The organism is Paraburkholderia sp. BL21I4N1 (assembly GCF_002973525.1).
Taxonomy (GTDB): Bacteria; Pseudomonadota; Gammaproteobacteria; order Burkholderiales; family Burkholderiaceae; genus Paraburkholderia.
Window position 1 is genome coordinate 137,695 of sequence record NZ_PVEN01000014.1, and the last position, 18,695, is coordinate 156,389.

Annotated in this window: 20 protein-coding genes; 14 read left to right on the plus strand and 6 right to left on the minus strand. The window is 64.7% G+C overall.

Features of this window, described 5'->3' with window-relative positions; genetic code table 11:
- Positions 1–44 precede the first annotated feature (44 nt).
- Positions 45–782 carry a glutathione S-transferase gene (locus B0G83_RS28365; protein WP_105510707.1) on the minus strand — a complete coding sequence of 246 codons (738 nt, stop codon included), beginning with the start codon at positions 780–782 and terminating at the stop codon, positions 45–47.
- Between the two features lie 171 nt (positions 783–953).
- On the minus strand, positions 954–2,036 hold the full coding sequence (locus B0G83_RS28370; protein ID WP_105510708.1) for a YeiH family protein: 1,083 nt from the start codon (positions 2,034–2,036) through the stop codon (positions 954–956).
- Positions 2,037–2,159: 123 nt separating this feature from the next.
- On the opposite strand from B0G83_RS28370, the gene B0G83_RS28375 reads away from it, so the two are divergent.
- The 8 genes from B0G83_RS28375 to B0G83_RS28410 all read left to right on the plus strand — a co-directional run bounded on the left by B0G83_RS28375 (position 2,160) and on the right by B0G83_RS28410 (position 10,027).
- Positions 2,160–3,071: a LysR family transcriptional regulator gene (locus tag B0G83_RS28375; RefSeq protein ID WP_105510709.1), complete on the plus strand. Its 912-nt coding sequence runs from the start codon at positions 2,160–2,162 to the stop codon at positions 3,069–3,071.
- A 187-nt stretch (positions 3,072–3,258) separates the two neighbouring features.
- A complete protein-coding gene (locus B0G83_RS28380) occupies positions 3,259–4,032 on the plus strand; it encodes a sugar phosphate isomerase/epimerase (protein WP_105510765.1) in 774 nt (257 codons plus the stop codon).
- Positions 4,033–4,213: 181 nt separating this feature from the next.
- Positions 4,214–5,197, plus strand: a complete 984-nt coding sequence (locus B0G83_RS28385) for a sugar kinase (RefSeq protein WP_105510710.1) — start codon at positions 4,214–4,216, stop codon at positions 5,195–5,197.
- Between the two features lie 112 nt (positions 5,198–5,309).
- Entirely contained in the window at positions 5,310–6,605 is a 1,296-nt protein-coding gene (locus B0G83_RS28390; RefSeq protein WP_105510711.1) for an MFS transporter, read from the plus strand.
- A 4-nt stretch (positions 6,606–6,609) separates the two neighbouring features.
- Complete coding sequence (locus B0G83_RS28395; protein WP_105510712.1) at positions 6,610–7,587, plus strand: D-glycerate dehydrogenase; 978 nt, start codon at positions 6,610–6,612, stop codon at positions 7,585–7,587.
- A 19-nt stretch (positions 7,588–7,606) separates the two neighbouring features.
- Positions 7,607–8,680 (plus strand): LacI family DNA-binding transcriptional regulator, encoded by a 1,074-nt coding sequence (locus B0G83_RS28400; protein WP_105510713.1) that lies wholly within the window; start codon positions 7,607–7,609, stop codon positions 8,678–8,680.
- A gap of 60 nt (positions 8,681–8,740) precedes the next feature.
- Positions 8,741–9,586 carry a YhfC family intramembrane metalloprotease gene (locus B0G83_RS28405; protein ID WP_105510714.1) on the plus strand — a complete coding sequence of 282 codons (846 nt, stop codon included), beginning with the start codon at positions 8,741–8,743 and terminating at the stop codon, positions 9,584–9,586.
- A gap of 75 nt (positions 9,587–9,661) precedes the next feature.
- Positions 9,662–10,027: a DUF3022 domain-containing protein gene (locus tag B0G83_RS28410; RefSeq protein ID WP_105510715.1), complete on the plus strand. Its 366-nt coding sequence runs from the start codon at positions 9,662–9,664 to the stop codon at positions 10,025–10,027.
- Positions 10,028–10,118: 91 nt separating this feature from the next.
- Here B0G83_RS28410 and B0G83_RS28415 read toward each other — a convergent pair whose 3' ends face one another.
- Both B0G83_RS28415 and B0G83_RS28420 read right to left on the minus strand, forming a co-directional pair.
- Positions 10,119–10,556 carry a PGDYG domain-containing protein gene (locus tag B0G83_RS28415; RefSeq protein WP_105510716.1) on the minus strand — a complete coding sequence of 146 codons (438 nt, stop codon included), beginning with the start codon at positions 10,554–10,556 and terminating at the stop codon, positions 10,119–10,121.
- A 264-nt stretch (positions 10,557–10,820) separates the two neighbouring features.
- Positions 10,821–11,333, minus strand: coding sequence for a Spy/CpxP family protein refolding chaperone (locus tag B0G83_RS28420; RefSeq protein ID WP_105510717.1), 513 nt, complete (start codon positions 11,331–11,333; stop codon positions 10,821–10,823).
- Between the two features lie 209 nt (positions 11,334–11,542).
- Here B0G83_RS28420 and B0G83_RS28425 point away from each other — a divergent pair, with 209 nt between their 5' ends.
- The 3 genes from B0G83_RS28425 (at position 11,543) to B0G83_RS28435 (ending at position 14,306) form a co-directional block, all read left to right on the plus strand.
- Positions 11,543–12,427 (plus strand): LysR family transcriptional regulator, encoded by an 885-nt coding sequence (locus B0G83_RS28425; protein ID WP_105510718.1) that lies wholly within the window; start codon positions 11,543–11,545, stop codon positions 12,425–12,427.
- Positions 12,428–12,506: 79 nt separating this feature from the next.
- The gene (locus tag B0G83_RS28430; protein ID WP_105510719.1) at positions 12,507–12,965 is read left to right on the plus strand and encodes an Lrp/AsnC family transcriptional regulator; all 459 of its coding nucleotides are present in this window, start codon (positions 12,507–12,509) and stop codon (positions 12,963–12,965) included.
- A gap of 243 nt (positions 12,966–13,208) precedes the next feature.
- Complete coding sequence (locus tag B0G83_RS28435; RefSeq protein WP_105510720.1) at positions 13,209–14,306, plus strand: saccharopine dehydrogenase family protein; 1,098 nt, start codon at positions 13,209–13,211, stop codon at positions 14,304–14,306.
- Positions 14,307–14,480: 174 nt separating this feature from the next.
- Here the strand turns inward: B0G83_RS28435 and B0G83_RS28440 are convergent, their stop codons facing one another.
- Together B0G83_RS28440 and cydX are read right to left on the minus strand one after the other, a co-directional pair.
- The gene (locus B0G83_RS28440) at positions 14,481–15,101 is read right to left on the minus strand and encodes an ATP-binding protein (protein WP_105510721.1); all 621 of its coding nucleotides are present in this window, start codon (positions 15,099–15,101) and stop codon (positions 14,481–14,483) included.
- The gene (cydX, locus tag B0G83_RS28445; RefSeq protein ID WP_105510766.1) at positions 15,098–15,244 is read right to left on the minus strand and encodes a cytochrome bd-I oxidase subunit CydX; all 147 of its coding nucleotides are present in this window, start codon (positions 15,242–15,244) and stop codon (positions 15,098–15,100) included. Before cydX ends, B0G83_RS28440 begins: the two co-directional genes overlap by 4 nt.
- Before the next feature lie 367 nt (positions 15,245–15,611).
- Between cydX and B0G83_RS28450 the strand changes: the two genes are divergently transcribed.
- The 3 genes from B0G83_RS28450 to B0G83_RS28460 all read left to right on the plus strand — a co-directional run bounded on the left by B0G83_RS28450 (position 15,612) and on the right by B0G83_RS28460 (position 18,545).
- Complete coding sequence (locus tag B0G83_RS28450) at positions 15,612–16,097, plus strand: hypothetical protein (RefSeq protein ID WP_105510722.1); 486 nt, start codon at positions 15,612–15,614, stop codon at positions 16,095–16,097.
- A 173-nt stretch (positions 16,098–16,270) separates the two neighbouring features.
- Complete coding sequence (corA, locus tag B0G83_RS28455) at positions 16,271–17,248, plus strand: magnesium/cobalt transporter CorA (protein ID WP_105510723.1); 978 nt, start codon at positions 16,271–16,273, stop codon at positions 17,246–17,248.
- Positions 17,249–17,582: 334 nt separating this feature from the next.
- Positions 17,583–18,545 carry a sugar ABC transporter substrate-binding protein gene (locus tag B0G83_RS28460; RefSeq protein WP_105510724.1) on the plus strand — a complete coding sequence of 321 codons (963 nt, stop codon included), beginning with the start codon at positions 17,583–17,585 and terminating at the stop codon, positions 18,543–18,545.
- The last annotated feature ends 150 nt before the right edge of the window (positions 18,546–18,695 follow it).

An 18,695-nucleotide genomic window follows, 5' to 3' on the forward strand; every position in this document is an offset into this window, starting at 1 on the left:
CGGCGCGCGCGTGACGGCGGCGAGGCGGTGAAGGGCGACGCAGCTCAAGCCGCCGCCTTGTCGAGCTCGGGATAGTGCCGGAAGATGCACGCCTCGTTATGCTCGATGCGGCGCGCCGACTGCAGATACGCGGCGATGTTCGGCCGCTCGATCACCGCGTCGTGCAACGCGGCGAGCCGTGGATAGTGTTCGCCGAAGCGTTTGAGCGCGCGCGGAAACGCGTACAGCAGGCCGTCGATCAACTGGAACATCGACAGGTCGACGTAGCTGAGCGCGTCGCCGACCATCCAGGTGGCGCCGGCCGGGTTCTGCTTCAGCACGCGCTCGAAGTACGTCATGAACTTCGGAATCCGGTTGTCGATGAAGTCATGCGCGCGCACTTTCGCGGCGTCTTTCTGGTCTTCGTAATACAGCGCGCTGGCGAGCGGATGATGCGTGTCGTGCGCTTCGGTGACCATGTCGGCGATGGTCAGTTGCAGGCCGTTGGCGACGTAGCGCAGGCTTTCCACCTGCGGCGCCAGATTCAGTCGCGGCCCGAGGTAGAACAGAATGTTGGCGGTCTGCGCGATCACCAGATCGCCGTCTTTCAGAAACGGCGGCGCGTACGGCGGGTAGGGCACGTCGCGACTTTTCATGACGGCCATCATCGCGTTGGTACCGAGGCCGTCCGACGGCTCGCCGCGCGCTACTTCCACGTAGTCGGCGCCGGCTTCTTCCAGCGCCAGCCGCACGAATTCGCCGCGGCCTTGCAGACCGTCCCAATAGTAAAGTTCCAGGCTCATCGATCGATCCTCATTCCGGTTGCCCATGTGTCTCTTGAACGGGCAGGTTGCACGACGGATTGCGTGAACTGACGACGTCAGCAACCAGTATGCCGTGCGCTCGGGCCGGATGGGGCGCCTGAATGCGCAAAACCCCGCACGCGGCGGGGTGGGTTCGAAGGCGGGAGCCGTTTAGCCGAACAGGTGCTGGACGGCCCATGTAATTCCGAGTCCGCCGGCAATCAGCCAGACGTACAGAATGAAGCCGGTGGTCAGTGCGCGGGGCCCGGCCTGGCGAATTTGCGAGATCCGCGTTTCGATGCCGAGTGCCGTCATGGCCATGGTCAGCGCGAAGGTGTCGAGCATGTTCAGCGTACTGGTCGCGGCTTCCGGCAACACATGCAGCGAGTTGATCACGACGAACGCGAGGAAGCCGAGCGCGAACCAGGGGATCGCCAGCTTGCGCGGCCCATGCGACGCGGCGCCTTCATGCGACGCAGACGAGCGCGCCGAGCGGTTCACCCACACGCCGACCACCAGCAGCACCGGCACCAGCAGCATCACGCGAGTCATCTTGACGATGGTGGCGATATGCTCGGCTTCCGGGCTCACGTTGCTGGCCGCGCCGACCACCTGCGCCACTTCGTGAATCGTGCCGCCGAAGAAGAGGCCCGCGCCCACCGTGTCCAGATGCAGCCAGCCCGCCTTGAACAGCACCGGGTAGAGGAACATGGAGAGCGTGCCGAACAGCACCACGCTGCCCACCGCCATCGCGCTCTTGTGCGGCTTGGATTGCAGCGTCGATTCGAAGGCGAGCACGGCGGCCGCGCCGCAGATCGCGCTGCCGGCTGCCGTCAGCAGCGCGGTGTCGCGGTCGAGCTTCATGATTTTCATGCCGGCCCACGTGCCGATCACGAGCGTGCTGACGACGATCAGCACCGATTCCGCAAGGCCCGGCAAGCCGACCTGAGCGATTTCCTGCAGGCTCACGCGCAGGCCGAAGAAGGCGACCGCGATGCGCAGCAGTTTGCGCGCCGAGAAGTTGACGCCGGCCGACCAGCTGGCCGGCATGCCGTCGCGCAGGCCGTTGCCGTAGAGCGCGCCGGCCACGATGCCGACGATCAGCGGGCTCAGGCCCAGGCCGGCAATCGCCGGAATCGCGGCGATCCGCGTGACGGCGGCGGCGAACAGCGCGACGAACAGAATGCCGTTGAGTTGGCCGCGAGTCGATGACTCGGCGGCAGGAGTAGCGGCGGTGAGGTGAGCGGTTGACATGGTTTGCAGCCCTTTTCTATGACTGACTCAGATTCGATAGGGCTTATCCTAAATTAGATATATCGATATGAAAAATCGTGATTTAGGATGTAAAGTATAGGTTGTGCCGATACTTTGGTTCCCATGACCCCCGATCAACTTATAACGTTCGCCGCCGTCGCCGAGCATCGCAATATCAGCCGGGCGGCGGTCGCGCTGCATTTATCGCAGCCGGCCGTGTCCGGCCAGTTGCGGCAATTGCAGGACGAATTCGGCGAGCCGCTTTATCAGCGCGACGGCCGCGGCGTGCGTCTGACACCGGCCGGCGAACAGTTGGCGAGCTATGCGACGCGGCTGCGCGATACGTGGCGGCAGGCGCATGCGTACCGCGACGCGTTGCGCGGGCTGGAGCAGGGCACCTTGCGGATCGGCGCGAGCACCACGCCGGCGAGTTATCTGCTGCCGTATCTGATCGCCGAGTTTCATCGGCGCTTTCCTGAGGTCACGCTGCATGCCGCCGACGGCAACACCACGGAAATCGTCGGCGCGCTGGGTTCGGTCGATATCGCGATGATCGAGGGACCGGTTGGCGCGGATTTGCCGCCGGATACGGCGGTGCATGCGTGGCGCGAGGACGAGATCGTCGCGATCATGCCGAGTTCGCATCCGTTGGCGCGGTTGAGCGGGGAGAGTGGCGCAAGCGGTGAGGGGGCGCGCGTCGAACTGGCGGCGTTCGGCGACTATCCGCTGGTGTTGCGCGAGACCGGTTCCGGCGTGCGGCAGATCGTCGAGCGCGCGTTTGCGCGGGCGGGCGTGCCGATGCGCGTGGCGCTGGAGATTGCCGGTGTGGAAGGCGTAAAGGAAGCGGTGCGGGCTGGCATGGGCATCGGTTTCGTGTCGGCCATGTCGATGCGGCATGAAAACGGCGCGTTGCGTCTGTTCTCGCTGAGCCCGGAACCGCTGACGCGACGCTTGTCGATCCTTGTGCCGCATGCGAGTGCTCCGGCGCGGGTGGTGGAGCAGTTTCTCGCGCTGTGTCTGGCGGACGGGGCTTGAGCGATCAAGGCGCGGGCTCGCTGCGCCCATAAGCCGGCACGCCCACTCCTGGGGATTTCCACTATGGTGCATGACGCCGGCTCCGGCGCACTATTCGGGCATCGCAAGCGCCTCGGCGCTTTTTTTGAAAACGCATTTGGAACCGGTTCCAAATGCCGATTGGCAGACGGGTTTGAGTAAATTCGACATGACTGACGCAGTGGACGTGGTGATCGTCGCCAGCGCGTTCGGGCCGGATGCGGTGCGTGCGCACGGTCATCTGAAGTGGGCGGAAACGAGCCGGCAAGCCGGAGCGGCGGGTTTCGAAGTGCGTCGCGAGTTGTTCGCCGACGAAACCGACGCGGCCCCGCACAAGTTGCGCGAGTTGGGCGAGCGGATCGCGGCGCTCGGTTTGTGGTGCGTGTACTCGACGCCGGCTTCGCTGTACGCCGCCGACGGCACGCTCGACGCCGACGCGCTGCGCCTGTCGATCGAAGAAGCGTTGGCGCTCGGCGCACGCTTCGTGAAGTTGCAACTGGGCGGTTTCGCTCGCGAGGCCAACGCGGCCGTGATCGCCGATCACCTGCGTTGCGCGGCGCTGCGGCTGGTCGTCGAAAACGGTCAACTCGCCGAGGGCGGTTCGCTCGACCAGTTCGTCGGTCTGTTCGACGCGCTGGCGCGCGAGGGCCACGCGGACGTACTCGGCATGACCTTCGATATCGGCAACTGGGCCTGGCGCGACGTCGCGCCGCTCGCCGCCGCCGGGTCGCTGGCCACGCACGTCGACTACATCCATTGCAAGACGACGACGGGCGAGGGCGCACGGCGTTTTCCGGCCGCCCCGGCCGCCGACGACGCGCAGTTCGCCGCAGTGCTCGACTCTCTACCGCGGGATGTACCGCGCGGCATCGAATTTCCGTTCGAGACGAATCGTATCGACGCGGACGCGGCGCACTACGTCGCGTGGCTGTCGGCGGCGTGAGCGGTGCGCGGAACCTGAGAGAAAGCGGTAGAGAAAACCGCACGCGGCAGGCAACACACGAAGCACGCAGCACCGAACACGCAACCCGAACACGCAACCCGAACACGCAACCCGAACCACCACGCCCGCGTCGCGCCACACGCCGACGACGCAGCAAAAAAGAGCCACGCAGGAGCAAAGCATGAGCAACCCCCACGCAGGACTCGATGTCGTCACCTACGGCGAAGCCATGGCCATGTTCGTGGCCGCCGAAACCGGCGAGCTCGCGGCGGTCGGTCAGTTCATCAAACGTGTTGCCGGCGCCGATCTGAACGTGGCGATCGGCCTGTCGCGGCTCGGCTTCAAGGTGGGCTGGATGAGCCGCGTCGGCAGCGACTCGTTCGGTCAGTTCGTGCGCGACACGTTGACGAAAGAAGGCATCGACCAGCGCTGCGTGACGACCGACGAACACCACCCGACCGGCTTCCAGCTGAAGTCGAAAAACGACGACGGCAGCGACCCGGCGATCGAGTATTTCCGCAAAGGCTCGGCGGCCAGTCATCTGTCGCTGGCGGACTACGCGGCGGGTTACGTGCTGCCCGCGCGTCATCTGCACCTGACCGGCGTCGCGCCGGCGATCTCGGCAAGTTCGCGTGAGCTCGCGTTCCATCTTGCGCGCGAAATGCGGGCCGCCGGCAAGACGATTTCGTTCGACCCGAATCTGCGCCCGACCTTGTGGCCGTCACGTGCCGCGATGGTCGACGGCTTGAACGCGCTGGCCGCGCTGGCCGACTGGGTGCTGCCCGGCATCGGCGAGGGCGAGATTCTGACCGGCTACACGAAGCCGGACGACATCGCGAAGTTCTATCTCGACCAGGGCGCGCGCGGCGTCATCATCAAGCTCGGCGCGCAAGGCGCGTATTTCCGCACCGCCGACGATGCCGCCGTGATTCCCGGCCGCCCGGTCGCGAAGGTGGTGGACACGGTCGGCGCGGGCGACGGCTTCGCGGTCGGCGTGGTCAGCGCGCTGCTCGAAGGCCGCACGCTGCCGCAAGCCGTGGCGCGCGGCAACCGCATCGGCGCGCTGGCGATTCAGGTGATCGGCGATTCGGAAGGCTTGCCGACCCGCGCCGAACTGGATGCGCTCGAACTGGCCGAGGTGCCGCCGGTTGCGACCGCATTGTGAACGACGGGCGGCAGCGTCAGGCACCCAGGTACCACCCCAACAGCAAGAGCGCGCCGAACCGCGCCCCATGACCGTTCATCATTGTTTCGGGAAGCCGTCAAAGGAGACACCCATGACCTCATCGCTTGCGATTCGCCGCTGGTGGACGATCATGCCGATCGTGTTCATCACCTATAGCCTCGCTTATCTGGACCGCGCGAACTTCGGCTTCGCGTCGGCGGCCGGCATCAACCAGGATCTCGGCATCAGCAAAGGGCTGGCGTCGCTGATCGGCGCGCTGTTCTTCCTCGGCTATTTCTTTTTCCAGATTCCCGGCGCGATCTACGCCGAACGCCGCAGCGTCAAGAAGCTCGTGTTCTGGAGCCTCGTGCTGTGGGGCGGCTGCGCGGCGCTGACCGGCATGGTCAGCAATATTCCGTCGCTGATGGTGATCCGTTTCTTGCTCGGCGTGGTCGAAGCCGCGGTGATGCCGGCCATGCTGATCTTCATCAGCAACTGGTTCACCAAGGGCGAACGCTCGCGCGCCAACACCTTCCTGATTCTCGGCAATCCGGTCACCGTCCTGTGGATGTCGGTCGTGTCCGGCTATCTGGTGCATTCGTTCGGCTGGCGTCATATGTTCATCGCCGAGGGCGCGCCCGCCATTGTCTGGGCCGTGTGCTGGTGGTTCATAGTGAAGGACAAGCCGCAGCAGGTGTCGTGGCTGACCCAGCAGCAAAAGGACGAACTCGCGCAAACGCTGCGTGCCGAGCAGGCCGCGATCAAGCCGGTGCGCAACTATAGCGAGGCGTTTCGCAACCCCGCGGTGATCAAGCTGTGCGCGCAATACTTCTGCTGGAGTATCGGCGTGTACGGCTTCGTGTTGTGGCTGCCGTCTATCCTGAAGAACGGTTCGACGCTCGGCATGGTCGAAACCGGCTGGCTCTCGGCGCTGCCGTATCTGGCTGCGACCATCGCGATGCTTGCAGCTTCGTGGGCATCGGATAAACTCAACCGCCGCAAAGTGTTCGTCTGGCCGTTTCTGCTGGTCGGCGCGGTGGCGTTCGCGGCGTCGTACGCGCTCGGTTCCACGCATTTCTGGCTCTCGTATGCGCTGCTGGTGATCGCCGGCGGCGCGATGTACGCGCCGTACGGACCGTTCTTCGCGATCGTGCCGGAGCTGCTGCCGAAGAACGTCGCGGGCGGCGCGATGGCGCTGATCAACAGCATGGGCGCGCTCGGGTCGTTCGTCGGCTCGTACGTGGTCGGTTATCTGAACGGCGCCACCGGTTCGCCGTCGGCGTCGTATGCATTCATGAGCGTGGCGCTGGTCGCCGCGGTGATCCTGACGCTGATCGTCAAGCCGCAGCCGCGGGATCAGACGCCGAACGACGCGACCCCGCTCGCTACACCGTTGCAAGGAAAATAAGCTGATGAAGAAGATCGTCGCCTGGAAGCCGCTGCCCGAAGATGTGCTCGCGTATCTGCGGCAGCATGGGGAGGTCGTGCAGGTCGATGCGGCTCAGCACGACACGTTCGTCGCCGCGCTGCGAGACGCGGACGGCGGCATCGGTTCGAGCGTGAAGATCACGCCGGCCATGCTCGAAGGCGCGACGCGGCTCAAGGCGCTGTCGACCATCTCGGTGGGCTTCGACCAGTTCGACGTCGCCGATCTGACGCGTCGTGGCATCGTGCTTGCCCATACGCCCGACGTGCTGACCGAGTCCACGGCGGACACGGTGTTTTCGTTGATTCTCGCCTCGGCGCGCCGGGTGGTCGAACTCGCCGACTGGGTGAAGGCCGGCGAGTGGCGGCACAGCATCGGGCCGGCCCAGTTCGGGGTCGACGTGCAGGGCAAGACGCTCGGTATCGTCGGCCTGGGCCGGATCGGCGGCGCGGTCGCGCGGCGCGCGGCGCTGGGCTTCAACATGACGGTGCTGTACACCAACCGCAGCGCGAATCCGCAGGCCGAACAGGCTTACGGCGCGCGGCGCGTCGAGTTGGCGGAGCTGCTCGCCACGGCCGATTTCGTCTGCCTGCAAGTGCCGCTCACGGCCGAAACGAAGCATCTGATCGGCGCGGCCGAACTCAAATCGATGAAGCCGGGCGCGATTCTGATCAACGCATCGCGCGGCGCAACCGTCGACGAACCGGCGCTGATCGAGGCGCTGCAAAACGGCACGATTCGCGGCGCGGGACTCGACGTGTTCGAGACCGAACCGCTGCCGGCCGACTCGCCGCTGCTGAAGCTCGCGAACGTGGTCGCGCTGCCGCATATCGGCTCGGCGACCCACGAGACGCGTCACGCGATGGCGCGCAACGCGGCGGAAAACCTGGTCGCCGCGTTGCAAGGTACGCTCGCGAATAACATCGTCAATCGTGAGGTGTTGAGTCAGCGAGGCAACGCGTGAACGGCCTGGCGAGGCGCCGATGAGTACGACACCGCAAACCGCGCCGCGCCGCGCGACGATCACCGACGTCGCGCGGGAAGCCGGCACCGGCAAGACCAGTATTTCGCGCTATCTGAACGGCGAGATGAGCGTGTTGTCGCCGGAACTGCGCGCGCGGATCGAGGCCGCGATCGCGCGGCTCGACTATCAGCCGAATCAGATGGCGCGCGGCCTCAAGCGAGGCCGCAACCGGTTGATCGGCATGCTGCTCGCCGACTTGACGAATCCGTACACGGTCGAAGTGCTGCAAGGCGTGGAAGCGGCCTGTCACGCGCTGGGTTTGATGCCGCTGATCTGCCATGCCGCCAACGAAGTCGAAATGGAGCGCCGTTATCTGCAACTGCTGACCACGTATCGGGTTGAGGGCGTGATCGTCAACGCGCTGGGCGTGCGGGAAGCGACGTTGCGGCCGGTCGTCGGCAACGGGATTCCGGCCGTGCTGGTGGATCGGTTGGTGGATGGGCTGGTCGCCGATATGGTGGGACTGGATAATCGCGCGGCCGCTGAACTGGGTACACGGCATCTGCTCGACAGTGGCTTCGACGACATCTGGTTCGCCGTTCAACCGTTCGAACAGGTGAGCTCGCGGCAATTGCGCGAAGCGGCGTTTCGCGAGGCGATAAACGCGCGAGCGGGGCAAGCGACTCGAGGCGCGCAGGGAGGCCACGGCGGCGCGCGTGGCCACACGCTGGTGCTGAATCTCGCGGACACCGCCGAAGTCGAACGCAGCATCGTCGAGCTGGACCGCGCGATCGATGCCGCCGCCTCTCGCCGCCTCGCGCTATTCGCGGCCAACGCGCCGGTCGCACTGTGTCTCGCGCTGCACCTGAAAGCCCGCTACGGCGCCGACTGGCAAAGCCGCGTCGCGCTGCTCTCCATCGACGACCCCGACTGGGCCGAATTGACCGGCGTGACGACGATCCGCCAGCCGACCTACGAGATCGGCTATCGCGCGGTCGAGTTCCTGCACGAGCGCATCGAAGGCGTTCAGACCGCCGCGCGCGACTGTCTGCTGCCGGGTGAATTGATCGTCCGCGCGTCAACTTCGCGCTGATCTGCGATCATTCGGGCTGCGGCGCGCAGCGGGTGCGCGCCGGTCATTGCAAGGACACTCATGGTTGTAGCACCGCTTACTCTCTCCAGTCTCGCCGTCGCGACGCTGCTGGTCGCCGCCTTACCCTTCCTGATCTACCGCCGTCTGCGCCGGCCGCTCGCGCTGAAACCGCGCGATGCGATCACCGGTATCGCGATCTTCGCGTTGTTCGCCATGGTGATCGAGCGCGCCTTGAACGACTACGTGCTGCATCGGAACGAGGCGACCGCAACCTTCCTCGCCAATCCGCTGGCTTTCGTGGTGTACGGCGCGCTGGCCGCGGGCATCTGCGAGGAAGTGGGGCGCTTCATCGGTATGCGGCTGCTGCTCAAGCGGGCTGCGGCCAAAGCGTCTGCGGCGACCTCCGCCACCTCCACTACGCCGGACAGCGCGGCCGCGCGCGGCGATGACGGCACCGCGCTGACCTACGGCCTCGGCCACGGCGGCGCGGAAGCGTGGCTGGTGGGCGTGCTGGTGCAGATTCAATGGATTCTGTTCGCGGTGTTCGAAAACCGCGGCGAACTGGACAGTTACCTGGGCAACCTGCCGACCGATTCGGTGATGCGTATCCATCTGATCCTCGCCAGTCTGACGCCGCAAACGGCCGGGATTTTCGCGCTCGAACGCGTGGCCGCGCTGATCTTCCAGATTGGTTTGTCGGTGCTGATGTGGCGTGGTCTGCGTGCCGGCTGGCGCGGCATCCTGCCGCTCGCGATCCTGCTGCATGCGCTGGTGGACGTGCCCGCCGCCCTGTTTCAGGCGCAACTGGTGCCGCTCGCCGCGGTGGATGGCGTGTATGCGCTGGGTGCGTTGGTCGTCGCCGGGCTGTTGTTCAGAACGTACCGGCGGCCGGCGGTCGCGGCATAATCCGGCCGCGATGTTCTCTCGTCGGCGGCTTCCCGTGAGCGGCCGACCCTTCAGCATGACCACCGGACCCTTCCCATGGAAGCTTACCAATACGACTGCGCGAATCCCGAGTTCGAGGCATTGGCGCGTGTCATCAGCGATCTGTTTCCCGAGCAGACGCAGTTCATCCAGCGCGCGGCGGAAGACGGCACGCCGACGCTGGCTATTCACTGGGTGGCGATGCGCTTCGGCGCGGCAGCGCGCCGCATCGTGATGACGGTGGTGATTACGCCGGCCGCGTTGGCGCGTTACCTTGCGTTGCCGGCGCGGTTGCGCGGCCGCAGTTTTGCCGTGTTGCGCGCGTATGTCGAGGCGAGCATCGGCTCGCTCGAAGAACAGTATGCGAATGGCGAGGCGGTGCCGCGCGACGTCACGGTGGATCTCGGCGACGAGTTTGCTTGACGTGTCGGTGTGAGGTTCGGGGCGAGCGTTTCAGGCCTGAACACCAGGCCTGAACCCCGAACCCCAGGCCCGAAACGCAGGCCCGAACCCCTCAATCGGCCAACCGATAAACCTTCGCGAAGCGCACCGCCTGCACCACGCCGTAATCGCCCGGCGCGTATTGCATGATCCAGTCGCCGGCGGCACCGTGCAGCACGTCGCCGCCGGCCGCGGAACGCGCGAGCGAGAACGCTTCCGTCATCTGTCTGGCGAGGACGACGGCCGGTCGGTTGCGATAGGCGCCGGCTTCGCCGTGCGCGAGCGCGGCGTCGGCGGGCACGTATTTGGCGTCGAAGCGTTCGCGCGAGACGACCCAGCGGTCGCCAGTCGAGCCGGTAATCAACGCGTCGCCCGGGACGAAACGGTTCGGACCTTCGAGGCTCATCAGTTCGCCTTCGACAGCGGCGAAGTCGACGTGCACGGTTTCGTCTTTAACGACGCGACGGGCGAGCGGATCTTGACTCAGATCGAGATTGTTGAGTTCGTTCATGAAGCGGACAGAGATAGAGAGATTGACGGCGGCGCGCGGGCAGGGGATCGCGACGAGGTGTCTCTGAACCCGTTGCCGGAAGCCGCGAACTCGCATCATGCCAGATGGATCCGACGCCCGGTTTGTTTTGGTTGGGGTGGCGCGATAAGCGCGCGGCGAAGAACTCGCCGGTCGCCAGAAAGAACAGGGCGAGCGGCGCGATGTCTCGCGCCGCTCGCCCCTTACCGCCGAACTGCCGAATGACCTGACTATCGATCCGCGCGCTTACTGCGCCGCGTCGCTCGCCGGCGCCGGTGCGGCCTTGCCGGCCTTGCCCTTACCGTGATGACGCGCAGCGCCGTTCGGACCGCCCGGCTGATGGAACGTCACATCGGCCAGCTTCTTCTGCTCGGGCGAGAAGCTGCTATACAGCGGGTCGAACGCATCGACCAGCTTCTTCATGCCATCCGCATGCGCTTGCGCGATCGAAGCGTATTGCTTCATGTCGTCGATCGCGGACAGGTTGCCCGCGGCCTTGCGTTGCTGGAACAACTGGCCCATCGTTTCGCCGTTGCTGCGCATGACGTCGGCGAAAGCGTTCCATTGCGATTCCTGCGCCGAGGTGATCTTCAGTTGCGAGTGCAGGTAGGCGATCCGGTCTTCGACATTGCGCTCGTGGCCGGCTTTGCCGGCGGGGGCCGCCATGGCGCCGGCCGGTGCCGATGCCGGCGCGGGGGTTTGTGCGAACGCGCCGCTCATGGCGACTGCGGTGGCCAGCATTACCAGTGCTTTTTTCATCGAAACTCCTGATGTCTATTCGAATTGGGACAAGGCGCGTGTGGCGAGCGGCCCGCCTCGCGTCGTTACGGCTGAGTCACGACGCGTGACTCATAACGCGTGGCGGCCGGCTGCCCATTTTGCCGTCGCCGCTATTAGTATCACGATATCCCTACAATGCGCCGCTTATGCGACAAACGCTTACAACCGAAACCAACAGGAAATAGCGGGTGGATAAATTCGTCAGCATGGAAATCTTCGTCGCGGTGGTCGAGGCGGGCAGCCTGACGGCGGCGGCCGAGCGGTTTGACATTTCGTCGGCAATGGTCGGTAAACATATCCGTGCGCTCGAAACCCGGCTGGCGACGCGGCTGCTGACCCGCACCACGCGCCGGCAAAGTCTGACGGAGATCGGCCGGCAGTATTACGAGCAATGCAGACGCATTCTGGCCGACGTGAAGAATGCCGAGTCGCTCGCCGAGGCGATGGCCGCCGCGCCGCGCGGCGTGCTCAAGGTAACCGTGCCGCTGACCTATGGCGTCGAAGTGTTCGCGCCGGCCATGACCGACTACCTCACCGCATGGCCGGACGTGATCCTCGAACTCGATCTCTCGAACCGTGTGATCGATCTGGTGGAAGAGGGCTTCGACGCGTCCGTGCGGATCGGTCATCTGGCGGAGTCGAGTTTCGTCGCGCGGCCGCTGAAGCCTTACCGGATGCGCGCGTGCGCGTCGCCGGCGTATCTGGCGCGGGTCGGCACGCCACGCACGCCGGCCGATCTGGTGGACCACGAATGTCTGGGCTTTCTGCACTGGGGCCGCGAAGGATTGTGGCGGCTCGATGGCGAGACGCTTGCGGAAAACCAGTTGCGCGCCGGACGATTCCGCGCGAACAACGGACAGGCGCTGAAGGTGGCCGCGTTGCGCGGATTCGGCCTGGTGTTGCAGCCGGAGGCGCTGCTCGCGCGGGAGATCGCTAGCGGCGAGCTGGTGTCCGTGCTGGAAGATTATCTGCCCGACGGCGCACCGGTTCATCTGGTCTATCCGCGCGACCGGCGCGCCACGCCGAAGCTCACCAGTTTCATCGACTTCGTGATAGAGCGCTTCGGCGTGTGATCCGCCGCACGACTTCGCCGCCCGCCGCTCAAGACGCGCGATAATCCGCTCCACCGTTGACCTTCTTCCTTCGCCCTCGATGAGACCTCCGCGCCTCGACCAACTCGACGACCTCGACCGTAACCTCGTTGCGCTGCTGCAAGCCAACGCGCGCGAAAGCGTCGCCAATCTCGCGCGTCAGCTGGACGTGGCGCGTACCACCGTGATTGCCCGCATCGCGCGGCTCGAACGCAGCAATGTGATCGCCGGCTATAGCGTGCGGCTTGGGCAGGACGTGCTCGATTCGAGCATCGTCGCCTATGTCGGCATCATCATCGCGCCCCGGCATGGGCCGGCCGTGCAGAAGCGGCTCGGCAAGATGCCGGAGGTGCAACTGCTGTGCGCGGTGAGCGGCGAGTTCGACTACGTGGCGTGGCTGCGCGCCGATTCGCCCGACCGGCTGAACGATCTGCTCGATGAGATCGGCGGATTGGAGGGCGTGGAGCGCACCACGACGTCGATCATTCTGGCGCGCAAGATCGATCGCGGCATGGTGTGAGCGGGTGCGGCCACCATTCCCCGCAGCCCCGCCGTTTACGCCGTTTTAACAACTTTTCGACATATTGACTGATAAGTTCGTCATAACGTCGAAATTCATGGTCATATCGCAGCATTTTGCGCGTATGAACTGTTTTTGCTTCTCCCTAAACTGTTGCTCAAGGGTTCAGCCCGCCGGGCGCGGCGCCACAGCGCAGCGCACTTCCCAAGCTGGAGACAGCAGTCAGAGAATCAGGAGAAGCGCATGAAAGTAGCCATTGTTGGCGCAGGTTTGATCGGTCACACCATCGCCCACATGTTGCGTGAAACCGGCGACTACGAAGTCGTCGCGTTCGACCGCGATCAACACGCGCTCGATAAGCTCGCCGCCCAGGGGATTCCGACGCAGCGCGTCGACTCCGCCGATGCCGCCGCGCTGCGGGCGGCCGTGCAAGGCTTCGATGCGCTCGTCAACGCGTTGCCGTATTACCTCGCGGTGAACGTGGCGTCGGCGGCCAAGGGCGCGGGCGTGCATTACTTCGACCTGACCGAAGACGTGCGCGCCACTTCCGCGATCCGTGAAATCGCGGAATCCGCCGATCACGCGTTCATGCCGCAGTGCGGTCTCGCACCGGGTTTCATCGGCATTGCGGCGCACGAACTGGCGAACCGCTTCACCGAAATCCGCGACGTCAAGATGCGGGTCGGCGCGCTGCCGGAATTCCCGACCAATGCGCTGAAGTACAACCTGACGTGGAGCGTGGACGGTCTGATCAACGAGTACTGCCAGCCGTGCGAAGCGATTCGCGACAGCCGCACGCAGTGGGTGCAGCCGCTCGAAGGCCTCGAACATTTTTCGCTCGACGGCACCGAATACGAAGCCTTCAATACGTCCGGCGGCCTCGGCACGCTGTGCGAAACGCTGGCCGGCCGCGTCGAATCGCTCGACTACAAGTCGGTGCGTTATCCGGGTCACCGCAACCTGATGCAGTTCCTGCTGGAAGACCTGCGTCTGGCCACCGACCGCGACACGCTGAAGAACATCATGCGCCGCTCGGTACCGTCGACCGCGCAGGACGTGGTGCTGGTGTTCATCACCGTGAGCGGCATGCGCGACGGTCAACTGGTGCAGGAAGTCTTCACCCGCAAGATTTTCGCGAAGACGGTGTGCGGCGTGCCGATGAGCGCGATCCAGATCACCACGGCCGGCGCGATGTGCGCGGTGCTCGACCTGTTCCGCGAAAAGAAGCTGCCGCAAAGCGGTTTCGTGCGCCAGGAGCAGGTGTCGCTGCGCGACTTCCTCGCGAACCGGTTTGGGCAGCTGTATGAAGGGCAGTCGCTGGATGCGATGGCGACGGTCTAAGATCGGGTGGCGCCGCGAGACGCGGCGGGCTTCGAATCGAGGACTCTGGAAACGCTCCGTATTGACGGTTAGTCATGCGGGGCGTTTTTGTTTCCGCGCTATGTCGGGGCGATCTCGAGGGCGACGCTCGGGCGGTTTTCAAACGGCGCCTGGGTAGCGTGATGCCAACGCCGCCTACACCGGCAACGGCGGCTGCATCGTGGCGGCCGGATAAGCCTCGCCGATGAGGCGTGCAAGCAGCGCCTCATGATCCGCCGATGTCGGCGCGGTGTTGTCGAACATCAACAGATCGTCACGCGTCTCACCGTGCGGCACGAAGCGGCGCTGCCGGTATTCGTCCCAATGCGCGAGCTTGTACGCGTCGTTCGGATTGCCTCGCTCGACGATGCGCCGATGCGCGGTTTCTTCGTCCGTGTAGACCCACACGACCCTGAGCGCGACTTTGTGGCCGACTCCCAGCCAGGCGCGATCGAACAGCCGCCGCTCACGCACTTCACGCGACAGCGGGGCGACCACCAGCGCGCTCACACCGAGTTCGAGATTGTCGCGGGCGGTGTCGATCAGGCTGCGATATTCCGGGTCGCGCAGATGTTGCAGGAACAGCGGGCTGTCGCGGTCGTTCGGGTCGCCGGTCAGCATGGCCATCGCGGCCGCGCTGTAGTCGCCGTAGAGCGTGTCTTTGTCGAGCAGGCAGAAGGGCGCGCCGCTCGCTTGCGTCAGCGGGCCGAACAGTTTCTTCGCGAGCGTGGTCTTGCCCGTGCCCGCGTGGCCGCAAACGAACACCAGATAAGTCACGCAGTATTGTCCTCCGGCGCGGCCGAGGCGGCGCCGAGTTGCGGGTCACGCGCGAACTTGCCGCCGGCTTCCAGCCACATCACGTTAATGATGCCGAAGCCCAACGCCACGCCAATGCCGAGAATCCAGGTGAAGTACCACATTGCAATCTCCTTGATCGAATCTCCGCCGATACGGAGCGTGAAGCATTGCGCATACACACGATGGCGAAGACGCTGCTGACAAGCGAGGCGGGCGCGTGGCAACCGAGGGTAAATCCGTAACGCGCCGGACCTGCGCAAGCGCCCCTTTTGCAGCGATGATGAAGAAGAACGCGGCGGCATGCAAGAGGGCGGAGACAGGTTGGCGCGAGGTCGGCCCGCGGTTGGCCATCCGGCCAGGGTGGCAGAATGGCCGCGCATTGCTATCATGCCTGGCAATGGGTGAGCGGGAGCATTCAGGATGGCAAAACATCGCCCCGCACCCTCATAACAAAATCCGCCACGACAACCCGCCACCAGGGAGAACCACATGCCTCAGCGCCTGCATTGCCACCTCCGGGCCGGGTTGCTCGCGCTTGCCGCGTCGTCAGCCGCGCCCACGCTCGCGCCGTTCGTCATGTCAAGCGTCGCGCTGCTGGCCGGTTGCGCCGCCGCCCCGGCCGAGCCGGTGCCGTTCAAGGCGGTGCCGGCCGCGCGCATCGTCCAGCCCGGCTACACCGAGCGGGGCGACGGACTCGTCGCGGTCGACGTGCGGCGTGAACGTTCGCGCGACGTGATCGTGCGCTTTCGCGACGCACTGGTGTATATCGACGGCGAACAGGTCACCGACCTGATGAACGGCGAGCACGTGGTCTTCTATCTCAGCCCGGGCGTGCATCGCATCGGCGTGTCCACGCAGTTCGACCCGGTCGTCGAATTGCCCTTCACGGTGACGGCGGACACGCGCTATACGAATCGCGCGTCGATCGTCTTCAATGAAGAGCACCGCATCGCGCTGCGCCGGGTCGCCCGATAGCGGCGAGCGCCGCCGCGCGCCAGGCCGGATACGCCACGTTTAACAAATGGATACAAGACGTTCACGCCGGGCCTTTAACATGGCGGATACGTTGACCACCCATGCAGATCCCGACCCCGGGCACGCACCCTGCGCAGCTCGGCGGTCTGTTTTCGTTTTCAAGGTAATCCATCATGCTGATCAATTGCGCCGCCTATCAGGACGGCAGGAAGCTGGCCGATATCGACATCGATAGCATTAGCGACTATGTAGCGCGTCCCGAGTGTTTCGTCTGGGTCGCGCTGAAAGACCCGGAGCCCGACGAACTGGCCGTGATGAAGCACGAGTTCAACCTGCACGAACTCGCCATCGAAGATGCGCAGAACGGTCACCAGAGCCCCAAGATCGAGGAGTACGGCGAGTCGCTGTTCGCGGTCATGCACACGGTAGAAATGGACGAAGCGGGCGAACTGCTGATCGGCGAAGTCGACGTGTTCGTCGGCAAGAACTATGTGCTCTCCGTGCGTCGCGGCACGCGGGCCGGTTTTCAGAACGTGCGCGCCCGCTGCGAGCGCGAGCCGGAACTGCTCAAGGAAGGGTCGGCGTTCGTGCTGTACGCGCTGGCCGACGACATTGTCGATCGCTACTTTCCGATCATCGAGGCGATGAACCAGGAGATCGAAGCGCTCGAAGACCGCATTTTCGAGCGCAATAATTCGGCGGCGTCGCGCGAGATCATTCAGGAACTGTATTCGCTCAAACGCCGCCTCGTGATCCTGCAACACCATATCGCGCCGCTGCAGGAAGCGATCAGCAAGCTGACCGGCGGACGCATTCCGAGCATTTGCGCAGGCATGCAGGCGTACTTTCGCGACGTCTACGATCACCTCGAACGGATCGTCAAGATTATCGACGGCCGGCGTGAGCTCGTGGTGACCGCCGTGCAGGTCAACCTCGGCATGATCTCGCTGGCCGAGAGCGAGGTGACCAAGCGGCTCGGCTCGTTCGCGGCGCTGTTCGCGGTGCCGACCATGATCGCCGGCATCTACGGCATGAATTTTCAGAGCATCCCCGAACTGCACTACAAGTACGGTTATCCGCTGTGCCTGACCGTGATGTTCGCGGTCGATTGCGTGCTGTACTGGCGCTTTCGCAAGGCGGGTTGGCTGTAACCCGCGCCTCTCGTTGTCCCCGCTTGCACCCCACGCAATAAAAGTCCAGCATAAGCGACCCGCCGGCCTGCGATCTTGCAGCCGGCGGCAAAACGACTACGCGCGGACCGAGCGAGGGACTCTTGCCACACTCAGCCTGCCGGCACGCCTATCCGGCGCGCCGGTTCGATTCGAACGACTGCAACGCACCGCCGCCCACACGGCATGGCGGTGCGTTGCAACACCGTGAATCGTTGACATTACAGAAAGACTGCGCTGAGAATAGGCCTCGCAAACGTTTGCGTTTCGCTAGAAATACGGCTCCCGTTGGAGCCCGATAACCCTGGAGATCTGCATGAGCCAACGCATTCGCCGCCGCCTGTTGACGGCTGCCGTCCTCGTCACCGCTACCGCCGGCTTGCCGCTGTCGTCCGCGTACGCGCAGAGCGCGCCCGCGCACAAGCCGAAAGTCGCGCTGGTGATGAAGTCGCTCGCCAACGAGTTTTTCCTGACCATGGAAAACGGCGCGAAGGACTACCAGAAACACAACCCCTCCCAGTTCGACCTGATCACCAACGGCATCAAGGACGAGACCGATACCGCCAACCAGATCCGTATCGTCGAGCAGATGATCGTCTCGAAGGTCGACGCGATCGTGCTGGCGCCGGCTGATTCGAAAGCGTTGGTGCCGGTCGTCAAGAAGGCGGTGGACGCGGGCATCATCGTTGTGAATATCGACAACCGGCTCGACCCGGACGTGCTCAAGTCGAAAGACCTGAACGTGCCGTTCGTCGGCCCGGATAACCGCAAGGGCGCGCAGAAGGTCGGCGACTACCTCGCGAAGAAGCTGAAGGCGGGCGACGAGGTCGGCATCATCGAAGGCGTGTCGACCACTACCAACGCGCAACAGCGCACCGCGGGCTTCAAGGACGCGATGCAGACCGTCGGCGCGAAGGTCGTGTCGGTGCAATCGGGTGAATGGGAAATCGACAAGGGCAACGCGGTTGCGTCGGCCATGCTCAATGAATATCCGAACCTGAAGGCACTGCTCGCCGGTAACGACAACATGGCGATCGGCGCCGTCTCGGCGGTGCGCGCGGCCGGCAAGCAGGGCAAGGTGCTGGTGGTCGGCTACGACAACATCGGCGCGATCAAGCCGATGCTGAAGGATGGTCGCGTACTGGCCACGGCGGATCAATACGCCGCCAAGCAGGCCGTGTTCGGCATCGATACCGCGCTGAAGGCGATCAGCGAGCACAAGAAGCAATCGCAGTTGTCCGGCGTGGTGGAAACGCCGTGCGATCTGGTGACCAAGTAAGGGCGACCCGATCGGCGTGACCCCGCGAGGGGCGCACGCAGTTGAGTAATCAGGCAGTCGAGTCATCAGGCAGTCAAGCTCCCGGGCGGCATCGCCCGGGAAACAAGTCTCAGCCACGCGAAATCGCGCCGGCGCCGCTGCATGCAGTCT